The following is a 12,644-nucleotide window of genomic DNA, read 5'->3' on the forward strand; positions in this document are numbered from 1 at the left end:
TGGTAGCTACTGTTATATTGGTGATGACTTCAGCGATTGTAAGGCCATACAGGAAATAAACCCGAGGTCGATCGCGAATGTCCGCAATGGGTCGATTGCTGCCGCCAGGATGACGGCCCCGACCTACGGCAGGTTTGAGTGGAAAGCGAACGCTAGCGCCGCCGGTAATCGATTCTTTCGGCCTTTCGCCGCGCTGCCTCTTTCAAGACTGCCCATAATGCAACTGCCGCAATCATGGTCATGACGGCGAGCCACTTTCCCTCGATGAGCGGCTGATAGATAAAGGTGAAAACCCAGGCGGCCAGCACCGCAATTGTCAGAACTGTCGCAGCGGCATTGAGCAGCTTGTTCTTCATAGCCTAGATCTATCATGTCGAGACGCAGGTGTCAGCAAGGGGTGGTTAGCGGACGTAGGCCCACGACCGCTCAATGGCCGCTTCTGGCCGAAAGCTGACAGTCCGCTCTAGGTTCGAAGATCGCGATTGCCGCCTCTCACTGCGTCGGCTGTAGAATTTACTCAATAAGAGTGCCGGCATGGCAGCGCAGTGGGGAACTCCACGCCGCCTAACGGGGGGGGGACATGGATGTATACTGTCGCTCGGCTACCGCTACCAGTTACTGGCTGACCGGCGGCAGGTCTCCCTTCAACCTCGCCAAAGAAGGGCGCACGATGCGGCCTTCGCGCACGGCTTTGACGAGCAGGACGACTCCGGCCGTGGTGCACAAAAGGAAGGCGGTCAGCGATGCTTCAAGGCCGAAGCTTCCGCCAGTAAGATATTCGGGTCCGGCGATGACCGGCTTGATCAGGCCGGCCTCGTTGAACGAGCCTGACACGATTCCCGAAAAGACAGCCGATTGCGTGTAGTTCCAGGCCATATGAAAGGCGATGCTCATCCACAGGCGGCGAGTGACCATATAGGCTGCGGCAAGCAGGATCCCGGCCTCAACGGATATGAAGATTGCCCCAGTAAGCGTTGCGTCCGGGTTCATCAGGTGGACAAAGCCAAAGGTCACCGACGAGACCAGCAGCGCCACCCAGCTGCCGAGCCATTCTTCGACGATCCGAAACAGCGCGCCACGAAAAACCAATTCTTCCAAGAAGCCTGCGCTGAGCGCCAGTGGCACGGCAGGCAGCATCGCTGATACCGGGTTTATCCCGACGATCTTGTACACGCCCAAGATCATCAGGATCAGCACGCAGCAGGTGTAGAGGCCCGCACCGATGAGCAGGCCGATGCCCACCTCGCGGCCCATGCCGCGCAGAGAAACGTCGGTCGGCTCGCGCCGCTCGATGTAGCGGGCGAAGCCGACGTAAATCCAAAAGGCCAGTGCGATCATGCTCATGGCCGCGATCGCCTGATTGATCGGGTGGCCCTTGTTTTCCTCCATGAAGGCGTTGCTGAAGCCGAGACAGTAGAAGAGCGGCGTACCGAGCAGCGCCAGGCGGACCAGAGGGTACTGAAGCAGTTTGAGCCATATGGGCGTCGATCGCACATCGGTGTTCATCTTACGTCCTTCAGGATTGGAAGAGATTGAATTACGCCTTACGATCGCTGCTGACCTGCGACGTCTGGCTCGTCCTTAACACCGAAGACCGCCCGGTGGATGACGCCGCCGAGCATGCCTCCGACGATCGGTGCGACCCAGAAGAGCCAGAGCTGCTCCAAGGCTAGGCCGCCAACCACCAGCGCTGGGCCCGTGCTGCGCGCCGGGTTCACAGATGTGTTCGTCACCGGAATGCTGATGAGGTGAATGAGGGTCAGGGCAAGACCGATTGCTATTGGCGCAAAGCCGGCGGGCGCACGCTCGTCTGTGGCGCCGAGGATGACGACCAGGAAGCCGGCCGTTAACACAACTTCTACGATCAATCCCGATCCGATTGAATAGCGCCCCGGAGACGCGTCCCCGAAACCATTTTGGGCGAGTCCGTTTTGCGCTAGGTCGAAGCCCGGAGCGCCACTCGCAACAATATAGAGAAGATAGGCTGCGATCGTTGCGCCAACGACTTGCGCGACGATGTAAGGCAGTATGTCCCGGCCAGCAAAACGCCCACCTGCCCATAAGCCGAGGGTGACTGCAGGATTGAAATGAGCGCCGGAAACGTGGCCCAAGGCATAGGCCATGGTTAGAACGGTTAGACCGAACGCGAAGGAGACGCCTAGTAGGCCGATTCCGACGTCGGGAAAGGCAGCAGCGAGCACGGCGCTCCCGCATCCTCCGAACACCAGCCAGAAGGTCCCGGCAAATTCTGCGATCAGCTTTCGTCCGTCCATCGTCTCATCCCCCAGCCTTTTGAACTCAGTTCTCAAGGGTGCAACGCAGCTTCCCAGGCAAGCCCTGCGCCCGCACCTGCCGATGCATTGATACCGCGCTTAGGTAAGGTCTCCATGACGGCGAAGGTCCAACCAGCGCCACGCCGACCAACCGACGTCCCGTGAAGAATCCGACCCGCTCCGATTCGAACACCGCGGCGTCGATCCGCCGGTCGCTGCAGACGACCGGGATAGCAGCTCCCGCCACTGGCCAGATCCGTACAACCGCCAGACGCTCGCGATAGGCTGACAAGGCGCAGGTCCGATGGTCGCGTTCGAACGCACAGCTGCTGCGTCGCTTCAACCAATTCGACTGCGGCTCTAGCCACCGCGATGACGTTGCTTCGAAGCCCACCAACGCCGTCGCGAGTTGCTGATCGAGCACACGCAACTCGGCATCGCCGCAGACTAGCTGGTCGGTGGCGTAGACGGGCCGCGCGCAATCTGCGGTGGTTTGATCGACGGGCGGCGGGACCGCCTGCGCAAGCAAGGCCAACAACGGGATCATCGCGAAGCTAGCACCGTCAGCTGCCGGCCGCTGTTTGACGGAAGCACCCTGGATTTTGTCACCAGCATGGTAGCGCCGGGCTTGAGCTCGCCCCTCACCGCGGCGAGGAAGGCGAGCGGAACGTCGATTCCTTCGAGTGCCCATGGGCGCACCGGTTGGCCGGATTTCTGGCGACCGCTAGAGGCGACCATCCAGCGCCGCTCACCGTCCACTTCGCCAATGTAGGTATAGACGTGGATGTCGGAGGACTTGTCTGCGACGAGCGCGCGGGCGCGGCCGATCTCGACCCCGTTGCGGAGCACGATGACGCGCTCGTCGAGGCGGGACACAATGATCGACAATGGGCCGTTGGGGGCCGCCTCGGGCCGCCATCGGAAGGGTTCGTCCGGCCGGAGGAGGCTTCGCCCCGCATTGGTGCCGGTCGGTAGGACGGGCGCGATCACGCCGGTGTCCGACGCGAGGCTTACCTGCCCCGCGTTCCCGCTGACCACCACCGTCCCGCCCATCGCGGTGGTGGCGAAGAGCTGCTTGGCGAAAGCCATCGGAAGATGCACGCAGCCGTGGCTTTCAGGATATCCCGGAAGACCGCCAGCGTGCAACGCGACGCCACCCCAGGTCAGCCGCTGCTGATATGGCATGGGGGCATTGTTGTAGGTCGAGGAGCGGTGATTCACGTCCTTTTGGAGGATCGTGAAAACCCCAGTGGGCGTTTCGTGCCCCGGCTTGCCGCTGGAAACGGTGGTGACGGCGATCCGGACGCCGTTACGATAGACAGCCGCTACCTGCCGGCTGAGGTCGACATAGACGAGCACCGGGCCGCTCGGCGACACTTCGGATGCCCACACCCACTGGCCGGGTTTAAGATCGCTTGCTCGGCGGGCGAATTCGATCGGTGAAGACACGGGTGCGCCCTGTGCGTAAACACTGCATACGGGTGCCGCGGTAAGAGCGAGCGCAAGCAGCCAGCGACCTTTGCGGGCTACGGCGATCGCCGGTCGGAGCGCCCACCCGATTGCTGAGGAAATGATAGCGTTCACCATATCCGGACCCTTTTCTTGAGGGCGAGGTAGAGTGCGTCACCGGGCTTCACGCCAAATGCCTCATACCAGCCGTCAACGTTGCGAACGATGCCATTGACCCTGAACTCGCCGGGGCTATGCGCATCCGAAAGCGTTCGGCGGCGCGTCTCCCCTTCGCTGGTGATGTTCCGCCAGAGCTGCGCCCAGGCGAGGAAGAACCGCTGATTGCCGGTAAATCCGTCTATCACAGGTGCCTTACCGCCTTGCTTGTCGTGTACGAACTTCTGGTAGGCGGCATAGGCAACCGAAAGGCCCCCGAGGTCGCCGATATTCTCACCAAGATTCTGGCGGCCGTTGATCTTCAGCCCGGGCAAGGCCTCATATTGGTCGAACTGCTCGACTAGCCCGGTTGTCCGCCGCTCGAACTCGGCGCGCGAGGCGGCGGTCCACCAGTCGCGAAGCTTGCCCTCACCGTCATAGCGGCTGCCCTGATCGTCGAAGGCGTGGCCAATTTCGTGTCCGATCACGGCCGCGAGCGAGCCAAAATTGACCGCCGGATCGGCCTTCGGATCGAAGAACGGGGGCTGCAGGATGCCTGCCGGATAGGTCATCGAGTTCTGCGAGGGGACGTAGCCGGCGTTGATCTCCTGAGGAGCATAGGGGAACTCCCACTTTCGCGCGCCTTCGCTCAATTTTTTCAGATTGTCGGCGCGAGTCCATTCGGCGAGCCGGTTCTGGTTGCCGACATAATCGTCGGGCGTGATGCGGACGCTCGAACGGTCGTGCCAGCGGTCGGGATAGCCAATGAATGTAGTGATCTGTTCGAGCTTCCTTAGCGCCTCAGCACGAGTCGGTGCGTCCATCCATGCGGCCATTCCGATCCGCTCGCGATAGGTGTCCTTAAGGTATCCGACGATCTCGTTGACCTTCGCCTTGTCGGCCGCCCCGAAATATTCTGCAACATAGATCCGCCCGATCTCTTCGCCGAACGCCTTACTGACCGATCCGATGGCTTCCAGTTCCGCAGGCCGGCGCTGCTGCGCGTCCGACAGCGTTTTGTTGTGAAATTCCCAATGCGCCTGGACCCATGGCTCGGAGAGAGAGTCAGCCCAGGCATCTAGCGTCTTAAACATAAGAAAGGACTGGAGGTCGGCGACTGGCGTCTCGGCGAACAACTGCGCGATGTCGCGAACCGCGCTGTCGGTCATGACCTTATACTCCGGGCGAGCATTAAGCTTTTGCTCGGCAAGGAAAGGTTCCCAAGGAAAGCCCGGTGCAAACACTTTGAGTTCTGCCGGGGTCATTACGCGGTTCATCCGTACCGCGTCCCTCATCTGCGCGGTGCTCCACTGCCTTTTGGCAATCTCCATCTCGATTGCCATCACCCGCGCAGCGCGAGCATCGGGGTCGGTGATTCCAGCCCGGCGGAAGCTTCCCGCAATGTAGTCGACCAGCGCCTTGCGGAAGCCAACATATGGCTCCGTCTCCGCAAGGTAGTAATCACGCGACGGCATGGTGAGACCACCGACGCCAACGGCCGCGATCATTTTTCCAGGACGATTGGCGTCGGGCAGCACGCCTGCGCCCATAAAACCGTCCATCCACGGATAGCCCATGATCCGGGCAAAGTCGGCTCGATCCGTCACCCCGCCGACCAAGGCGAGCGTACTGGCGATCGGGGTAATTCCGAGGGCGTTCCGGCGCGCCATGTCACTTGCCGAACGATGGAAGTCACCGATGAGTTGTTCGGGACTTCCGGGAGCGTCAGTGCTTTCGCGCGCTTCTTCTACGATTCCTTTTACGCGCTGCTCGGTCGAAAGGTAAACTTCTACGAAGGAGTCGATGAACGGGATCCCGGCCGGCGCCTTGGCCTGAGCAAGCCACCCTTGGTTGACGTAGCGATAGAAGTCGTCGCCGGGTCTAACGTCACGCGCGATTCCGGCGGTATCGACGCCCCAGGTGCCGATCACGGGACGCTGTTGCATTGTTGCGGCATAGATGGGCGCGGAACTGGAGAGTAGCAGCGCGGCAAGTCCGATCAGCTTCATGAAAAGGGTCCTTTCATGGTCTTGGTAGCGAGCGCCGGCATTGTCCTGGCGGTCTCGTCGTCATCGATGTGCCGGAATTCGGGCTTACGGAGTAACCAGAGGCCGTAGAGTCCGATCGGTGCCACTAAGAGAATACCCATGTACGAGTTTCCTGTGCCGGTCGGGGCGACGGCCCCAGAGACATTTGCGAAGACGGCTAGGTCCCACAGCCAGTGCCCAATCATGATCGGCCACAGCGAGCGGGTGCGGATGCGTAGTGCGAGATAGGCGATCCCGCTGAGGAAGGCGTTGAGTGCCTGCACTCCCGCCTGCCCCAATTCGCCTGTTATCAACGCGTTCATCACGTGCACCCCGCCGAAAAAGCCGGACACGAACAGCACGCCTACCCAGAAGGGCATAGCCTTGCGCGCCGCACCCCAAAGCACCCCGCGAAATGCGAGCTCCTCGGAAAAGCCGACGACGGCTGTGTTCACTGCCACGATGAGCAACGTGGTCGGCGCAATCTCCCTCGTTAAGGCGGCGATGGTTCCGAGCACGCCAATGTACAGGCCGAGCAGCCAGAACAACTTGACCGATGTTATCGGGCGCGGTGGGTTGAGACCGAGGTCAAGCCACCCGGCGACCCGCGCGACGATCAGCAGGAACAGCGCGGCCGCCGGGGTCGCCAGAGCGATCCGGCTGGAGATCAGTTCGGCCAGCGACCCGTGCCCAGCTTGGGCAAGGCTTCCGAACACGGTGATGAGCGCCCAGGCGATCACGGCAATGCTCGCCGCGATCAGCCGCGTGCGGGCTGCTATCGTCATTGCGTCGCTCCTGAGACGAGAAGAGTTAGAAGGATGATAGTGGCGAGCGCGGCGACAAAGGTTCCAACGGCCGTCAGCCAGCCGGTGAAGAGCCCAGTGCCGCGCTTGGCTGCAAACCAGTGCGCCTGCTGCCAGATAAACCACATGGTCCCGACAAGAAAAATTGTGAGGCCGACCAGCTTCGAACGCACGCCGTCATGCGCGACCAGCGACAGTGCGAGGCCGAACGACAGGGCGAATGGCGCAGTCACGTAACATTGCGCGTAAAAGGGCGCCCTCAATGTCTCGCGGTCGAGAGCAACCTTGAGGTCACTTAAAAGCTTGAGGGAAAGAAACAACGGAACGACGCTGAACAATACGGCACGGAACGCTAGCAGCCGCTCGGGATCGGCGAGCTGTGATGGGAGATTCCCCGCCGGCGTGACATGCATCGCTTCTCCAAGGCCGTAACTCAGGGCCAGAGTCAGCATCAGGAACAGAGGCGGCGAGACCGTGTCGGAATATTGGCCCGACTGGACGTCTCCCAGTTCCGTGTCCGCATAATCCATCATCCGCTGTGGATGGCGAAGTGTCAGCCACAACGTTCGCGGATAGAAGACGATGAGGACGATGACTTCGTAGAGGAGCTCCTCAAGTGATTTGAGTAATTTGAGGAAGTCCATCGTCGACCCCTGACTAGCCGCCGGTCACGAAGGCGTCGGGGATGACGTAGCGCTCCGGGCCGATGGTCACAGTGGTAACGTCGGCCTTGCGTTCGCCCTTGACCTCGAAACGGGCCGACCCGTCGGCCTCATTGGTATCGGCGCCAAGCAGCTTGCCGTCCTTGAAGAAGATCGCCCGGCTGCCCCCCTTCGGCCAGTTCACTTCCACCGTGGTTACGCCGTCTTCTCGGTTACGCTTGACCCCTGCCGGGCAGCGCCCTTCGGCGGCTCTCCGATAGCCTGCGCATTCAATCTCCGCCGTTGCATTAAAGTCGGTCCCGGGCACCAGCGCGTCTTCGGACGCCGCTAGTGGCGCGCTTTTGCGGGGTACGGAGACGAGGATCGTTTCCCCAATTGTCGCAACCACCTTCCCACTGAGCGCCCCAGCGTCCTTTGCGCTCGGGCATCCGACGAGGTCGGCACTGTCGTCGAGGAAGTCTACCGTCGCTGCGCTTTCGCCGACCCTCCGACATGGGTCGCCTTTGCTGGGATAGCCGTCGCCGAATAGCGGGAGACCAGCCGGCGTTGCGCTATTATCGCTGTTGAGCGCAGAATTCCCAGTTGTCTCGGGAGAGCCGCTGCACGCTATTATCGCCAGTAACGGGCCAGCGGCGAGCACGGACTTGAGATGCGAGATCATCATCGGATCCTCGGAATGGGTTCGACTATCGGTTAGCGGCAGCGCGGGTGCGTACCGATATCGGTCACGCTGTCGGCACGACCATCGACGGTAATCACCTGCACACATTGCCGTGTACCGGCATTCCACCACACCGTGCCGCGGCCGTTGGCGCCCGACTGGAAGCCGTCGACAGTTCGAAAGCCGTTTGACGTCAACTCGCTATCGACACCTGCCGCGCGTGCCCCGACGAGCGAATTCAGGTCGAGACCCCGGCCATAGCCGCCGCCATAAGAGGGCTGATCGTAAGCCGTCTCGCGACCGCGCTGCTCAACCCCGCTCTGATAACCTGATCGGTAGGTGTCATTGTTCCGGCCGTAGGAACTCTCGCTCTGTCCGTGCAATCCGTCGCGATATCCGCGCTCGTAATCGGCTTCGCGCTGCGTATCCGAATAATGCTGGCCATCATCGTGATGGCCGGACTTGTGGGCGAGGAGTGCTGCGCCGATCAGCGCGCCAACCGCTACGCCTGCAGCCGCGCCATTAGACGAGCCGTGATGATTCTGTTGATTGCAATCAGCCGCGCTCACATCGTTGATCGAAGCGTAGCGACCGTCGCGCGTCTGAACCATCACACAGTCTTTTCGTGACGGGCTCCACCAGTATGTGTAGCTGGCATTCGCTCCCTTGTGACCGTCGGTAATGAAAAACCCCCGGCGTTGGAGGTCCCGCTCAGCGCCCGCTGCACGAGCGCCGACAAGGTCCCGCAGGTTTGACGCGCTTTTCGCAGACGCGGCAACAGGCACGCCGATAAGGGCGACAGAAACGCAGATGCTGATGAAGCGTGTCATAGTGGCACCATCCATTCTTGAGTCAGACAACCGATCAAACTGACACGGTGCTGCCCAAAAGGAATCCAAGCCATCGACAAATTCGGACATCTCTTTGGCAAAGTCGGCCATCGGACGACGCGCAATCAACCCATCCACTACGAGGATTGCTAATGGATCCTCACTGGTTTATTGTCACCTCTGACAACTTTGCGATGAGCTCTCATGAATGGGGCGACCGAGCAAAAAGGAAGATCGTCGTGCAGAGATTCTGGCTGCCTTCGAGTCCTGTGTCTTTGCAAAAGGGTTCCAGCAGACGAGCCTAGCCGATGTTGCGGCTGCGGCCGGACAGCCGCGTTCACTCGTCCGCCATTTTATCGGCAACCGCGACCAAATGGTTGTCGCGCTGATCGACCGGTTACTAGAGCGAGCGCTGCAGCAGATCGAGGGACTGCCCAAGGAGGGCTCAATCGACCAGGTGATGACGCTCCTTATGGAGCGGGTGTTCGACGATCCCACTACCAACGTTATCATCATGGAGCTTTGGCACGTCGCTCTGCGAGACGATTCCGTCCGCAAACGGCTCGCCGACGTTTACGGCGGCTTCATTCTCCGCGTGACAGCCATGCTGACGGCCGCGCATCCCGATCAAGAGACCCACGAGCGGGTCTTCTCGGCGACAGCTTTGGCATTCGGCGCCGCCTTTTTTCGCTACCTTGGCCTGCTTCCGCCGTCACAGCAGCATCTGGCGGCCAATGTTCGAGCACTCCTCGTCGGCAAGCCTCTCCCTGTGGGACCGGTGAATTGAGCAGATGACCGAGCACGCCGCACTTCACCCTCCTAGCAGCAGTGCGGCCGAACATTTCAAGGCCGATGCTCTGGCCGCTATCGCAGAATTGGGAGACCTGGCCGGAAAAGAGGTGCCTGCCGCAGCTACGATGCACTTCGGGGCTTGGCTCGACTGGCCGACGTGGTTGCGCGACGGGACGTCACTTTCTGGCTCGGGTCCGCTTCCACCTAGACTGACGGCCGCCGACGATCTGCTGATCATTGCAAACGTGCTTGACCGTGAGGGACCGGAACGCATTCTTCGGCAGTCGTTGCAAGATGTTCGCTATCCAGTCGGCCCGCTAACAGCCTTGGCGCTCGCAAACGCTCCAACCTTGGCGGATGCGCTAGAGGCATTCGCAAGGCTTGTCGGCGTGCAGCGGGACTATTTTGCTGCCGAGCTTCTCCATAACGATGAGACGACAATTCTCCATCTTCGTCCACGGCTACCGCCAAGCGACTTGTCCGACTTCGTGGCGATGTTCATCCTGACGCTGGCCTATCGGCTAGTCGCGTCCTACTCCTTCTCGCTGGAAAGGCCGGTGAGCCTGCGCTGCACCCTGCCTCGATCGAAATGCTCAAGCGATATTTGGGACGATTTCGCGTGCCGCGTGGTCCCGGGCGATCTCGTCAATTCAATCGAAATCTCGCCCGAGTTGTCGAAACTCGTCAACTCACTCGCGGACAGCAGGCTGTGGGAGATGTCTCTAGCGCACATCTCCCACAAGGAACGCCAGCGCGAGCATGCTTCGCCGGTCGTCGCGATTCGATCCCGAGTCGCCGAAGCACTCACGGCTGAAAATCGCGCTCCGCGCTTGAAAGAATTTGGGGGCACCGAAATATCTGAGCGGACCATCGCTCGCCAACTTGCCGCGCACGGCACCAGCTTCCACACCATCGTCGACGAGGAGCGCCGACTACGCGCATCTATTCTGATCAACGATCCGTCGTTGTCTCTGGCGCAGGTCGCCGAGCGGCTTGGCTTTGCGGACTTGTCGAGCTTCGGCCGAAGCTTCCGTAATTGGTTCGGAATGTCGCCCGGTAAATTTCGTTCTCGCGATATAGACGCGCCTCCATGTTAAGTTCGGTCGCCTTCCCGCTGTTGGTTTCGACTGCGCTGCAAATGTCGAAACCCACGTTGCCTTCGACACACTCTCAGCCATCAATCAGCCTTGAGGGGGTGACGGTTTTCGACGCCGGCGATCTTACTGCGGCCGCGTATTCTCGGGCCAGGGAAGCGCGAGATCAAATTGATGCCGACACACTCGCAGCTACCGTCGAGCTTCTTTACCGCGAACGAGGCTTCATTTTTGCTGAGGCTGCCGCTCTACGGCGTGAAGACGGTTCCCAGGTTGTGGAGGTCGATGAAGGAGCGGTAGCTCGTCTGGTCTTCGATGGCGTTCCATCGCGTGTCCAGCCGAGCCTGACTGCCATCCTGGCGCCCGCGCTTTCGTCGGGACCTGTCCAACGGCCGCCATTCGAACGCGCCCTTGCCCTTGTTTCGGATTTGGCGGGTATTCAAGTTCAGGCTGAATTGCGTCCGAACGGGCCCAATAACGATTTAATCATCAGCGGAACCGTTCGACGCCAGGCAGGCGTGGCTGGGGTGGAGTTTATTCCTGCTCGACCCGGAACGGCCGTACGCGGGTTTGTGTCGCAGGAGCTCTATGGGACCGCCATCACCGGCGACTTGCTGCGCCTGACAGGCGTCATCTCCCGCGAACCGTCGGACAGCCCCTCGGCAGCCCTATTCGGCACCTATCGTGTTCCGCTGGCGGCAAACGGGACTTATGCCGAGGTCTATGCGGGCAACGTAATCGGCCGTCGCACATTCGACCGAACGCAGGCACCTCTCCGGCTTCGCGGCGAGACCGCCGGCGGATTGCTCGGCATTGTGGTTAGACGCGATCTTCAAAACTTCCTCTACCTTATCGCGGAAGCAGAATACCAGCGTGCGCGGTCACGCGTTGCAGGTACGCAGACCGAAAGCAACGCGATGTCCGGACGGATCCACGTGACCGGAGGCCATGACTTTCCGCGCGGCGGGATCATGCGTTGGGCGCTCACCACCTCGGTTGGCGTTCGCCTGAATGATAAGGTGCAGGCCTTTACCGATGGGCCTAGGCGCTTTGCTCATCTGCGAGGGGACTTTGGAATTGTCCGAGTGATCTCTCGCGACAGCAACATTACCATTCGTTTCGACGCGCGGGCGCAACTCAGCGGCACAACCCTACCCGAAGTTGAACGGTTCGCTCTTGGCCACGCACCATTTTTGCGAGGTTATGCGCCAGCAGAGGTGGAGGGCGATTCAGGTGTGTCCGGAACACTCGAGATTAGCCGGAGCTTCGAGCGCCAAAGCGCCAAGAGCATCACTTCGCTGGCGCCATTCGCCTTTTTCTCGGCCGGAGCCGCTTGGCTCGATCAACCGCGACCGACGCTTGGCGAGCGTCGGGCCCGGCGAATAGCGTCTATCGGAGCGGGCACCGACCTTCGATGGGGTCCATGGCAGTTGTCGGGCTGGGGCGCGATCCCACTTGCGGCCGGACCGCGCACAAAGGCGGGCAACGTTGCCGCCTACCTTGCATTGACGAGAGGTTGGTAATGCACGTCATGAGCTTGCGGATAGCCCTCATGATCGGGGTCGCGAGCATTGCGTCCCCTTGTTTGACACAAGGTCTTCACGCTGGATGGTGCAGGGGCGTCGGGAATAAGCACCAGAGCGCGGCCTGCGCTGGCGGCCTGCCGGTCGTCGATCAGGTCGGGGGAGAACGGCCACAGGTCAACACAAACGATCTTCCTCTCGGTGGACCAACGAATCCCAACTGGGGCCTCGTCTCCCAGCCGCCCGTCGTTCAGCCGCCGATCCCCAACCAGGGCCCGATGGCGATCCCGCAACCGCAGCAGCCCCCGGTACTGACGCCGGTTCTCCAGCCGCCCGTCGTTCAGCCGCCGCTGCCCAACCAGGGCCCGGTGGCG

Annotated in this window: 14 protein-coding genes; 3 read left to right on the plus strand and 11 right to left on the minus strand. The window is 61.1% G+C overall.

Annotated features, from left to right (window positions below; all coding sequences use genetic code 11):
- Positions 1–152 precede the first annotated feature (152 nt).
- The 10 genes from G570_RS00005 to G570_RS13510 all read right to left on the minus strand — a co-directional run bounded on the left by G570_RS00005 (position 153) and on the right by G570_RS13510 (position 8,972).
- Complete coding sequence (locus G570_RS00005; RefSeq protein ID WP_037497774.1) at positions 153–356, minus strand: hypothetical protein; 204 nt, start codon at positions 354–356, stop codon at positions 153–155.
- A gap of 259 nt (positions 357–615) precedes the next feature.
- Positions 616–1,506, minus strand: coding sequence for a CPBP family intramembrane glutamic endopeptidase (locus tag G570_RS00010; RefSeq protein WP_051503877.1), 891 nt, complete (start codon positions 1,504–1,506; stop codon positions 616–618).
- A 38-nt stretch (positions 1,507–1,544) separates the two neighbouring features.
- Entirely contained in the window at positions 1,545–2,273 is a 729-nt protein-coding gene (gene aqpZ / locus G570_RS00015) for an aquaporin Z (protein WP_037503155.1), read from the minus strand.
- Positions 2,274–2,298: 25 nt separating this feature from the next.
- Positions 2,299–2,820, minus strand: a complete 522-nt coding sequence (locus G570_RS00020; RefSeq protein ID WP_037497784.1) for a lysozyme inhibitor LprI family protein — start codon at positions 2,818–2,820, stop codon at positions 2,299–2,301.
- Positions 2,817–3,860, minus strand: a complete 1,044-nt coding sequence (locus tag G570_RS00025; protein ID WP_084607385.1) for a L,D-transpeptidase family protein — start codon at positions 3,858–3,860, stop codon at positions 2,817–2,819. The genes G570_RS00020 and G570_RS00025 overlap by 4 nt, the downstream gene beginning before the upstream one ends.
- Positions 3,854–5,887, minus strand: coding sequence for a M13 family metallopeptidase (locus G570_RS00030; protein ID WP_037497787.1), 2,034 nt, complete (start codon positions 5,885–5,887; stop codon positions 3,854–3,856). Before G570_RS00030 ends, G570_RS00025 begins: the two co-directional genes overlap by 7 nt.
- Positions 5,884–6,690 (minus strand): CPBP family intramembrane glutamic endopeptidase, encoded by an 807-nt coding sequence (locus G570_RS00035; RefSeq protein WP_037497793.1) that lies wholly within the window; start codon positions 6,688–6,690, stop codon positions 5,884–5,886. Before G570_RS00035 ends, G570_RS00030 begins: the two co-directional genes overlap by 4 nt.
- Positions 6,687–7,352 carry a hypothetical protein gene (locus G570_RS00040; RefSeq protein WP_037497796.1) on the minus strand — a complete coding sequence of 222 codons (666 nt, stop codon included), beginning with the start codon at positions 7,350–7,352 and terminating at the stop codon, positions 6,687–6,689. Before G570_RS00040 ends, G570_RS00035 begins: the two co-directional genes overlap by 4 nt.
- 13 nt (positions 7,353–7,365) lie before the next feature.
- Positions 7,366–7,554, minus strand: a complete 189-nt coding sequence (locus G570_RS13940) for a hypothetical protein (RefSeq protein WP_245600225.1) — start codon at positions 7,552–7,554, stop codon at positions 7,366–7,368.
- A 509-nt stretch (positions 7,555–8,063) separates the two neighbouring features.
- Positions 8,064–8,972, minus strand: coding sequence for a hypothetical protein (locus G570_RS13510; protein ID WP_156930256.1), 909 nt, complete (start codon positions 8,970–8,972; stop codon positions 8,064–8,066).
- A 97-nt stretch (positions 8,973–9,069) separates the two neighbouring features.
- On the opposite strand from G570_RS13510, the gene G570_RS12960 reads away from it, so the two are divergent.
- The 3 genes from G570_RS12960 to G570_RS00070 are packed head-to-tail and all read left to right on the plus strand — an operon-like array spanning position 9,070 to position 12,270.
- Positions 9,070–9,648: a TetR/AcrR family transcriptional regulator gene (locus G570_RS12960; RefSeq protein WP_051503880.1), complete on the plus strand. Its 579-nt coding sequence runs from the start codon at positions 9,070–9,072 to the stop codon at positions 9,646–9,648.
- Between the two features lie 4 nt (positions 9,649–9,652).
- Positions 9,653–10,750: a helix-turn-helix transcriptional regulator gene (locus G570_RS00060; protein ID WP_037497802.1), complete on the plus strand. Its 1,098-nt coding sequence runs from the start codon at positions 9,653–9,655 to the stop codon at positions 10,748–10,750.
- A 41-nt stretch (positions 10,751–10,791) separates the two neighbouring features.
- A complete protein-coding gene (locus G570_RS00070; protein WP_169731708.1) occupies positions 10,792–12,270 on the plus strand; it encodes a ShlB/FhaC/HecB family hemolysin secretion/activation protein in 1,479 nt (492 codons plus the stop codon).
- Here the strand turns inward: G570_RS00070 and G570_RS13915 are convergent.
- Positions 12,243–12,644, minus strand: a 402-nt coding sequence (locus tag G570_RS13915; protein WP_218915866.1) for a hypothetical protein, incomplete at its 5' end; no start/stop codon positions are given. The two genes, G570_RS00070 and G570_RS13915, sit on opposite strands and share 28 nt — an antisense overlap.

Source organism: Sphingomonas jaspsi DSM 18422 (genome assembly GCF_000585415.1).
GTDB classification, from domain to species: Bacteria; Pseudomonadota; Alphaproteobacteria; order Sphingomonadales; family Sphingomonadaceae; genus Sphingomicrobium; species Sphingomicrobium jaspsi.

Coding starts and splice junctions, on each gene's coding strand:
- G570_RS00005 (WP_037497774.1), bottom strand. CDS start 356: ATGAAGAACAAGCTGCTCAATGCCGCTGCGACAGTTCTGACAATTGCG.
- G570_RS00010 (WP_051503877.1), bottom strand. CDS start 1,506: ATGAACACCGATGTGCGATCGACGCCCATATGGCTCAAACTGCTTCAG.
- aqpZ (WP_037503155.1), bottom strand. CDS start 2,273: ATGGACGGACGAAAGCTGATCGCAGAATTTGCCGGGACCTTCTGGCTG.
- G570_RS00020 (WP_037497784.1), bottom strand. CDS start 2,820: ATGATCCCGTTGTTGGCCTTGCTTGCGCAGGCGGTCCCGCCGCCCGTC.
- G570_RS00025 (WP_084607385.1), bottom strand. CDS start 3,860: ATGGTGAACGCTATCATTTCCTCAGCAATCGGGTGGGCGCTCCGACCG.
- G570_RS00030 (WP_037497787.1), bottom strand. CDS start 5,887: ATGAAGCTGATCGGACTTGCCGCGCTGCTACTCTCCAGTTCCGCGCCC.
- G570_RS00035 (WP_037497793.1), bottom strand. CDS start 6,690: ATGACGATAGCAGCCCGCACGCGGCTGATCGCGGCGAGCATTGCCGTG.
- G570_RS00040 (WP_037497796.1), bottom strand. CDS start 7,352: ATGGACTTCCTCAAATTACTCAAATCACTTGAGGAGCTCCTCTACGAA.
- G570_RS13510 (WP_156930256.1), bottom strand. CDS start 8,972: ATGGCCGACTTTGCCAAAGAGATGTCCGAATTTGTCGATGGCTTGGAT.
- G570_RS12960 (WP_051503880.1), top strand. CDS start 9,070: ATGGGGCGACCGAGCAAAAAGGAAGATCGTCGTGCAGAGATTCTGGCT.
- G570_RS00060 (WP_037497802.1), top strand. CDS start 9,653: ATGACCGAGCACGCCGCACTTCACCCTCCTAGCAGCAGTGCGGCCGAA.
- G570_RS00070 (WP_169731708.1), top strand. CDS start 10,792: ATGTCGAAACCCACGTTGCCTTCGACACACTCTCAGCCATCAATCAGC.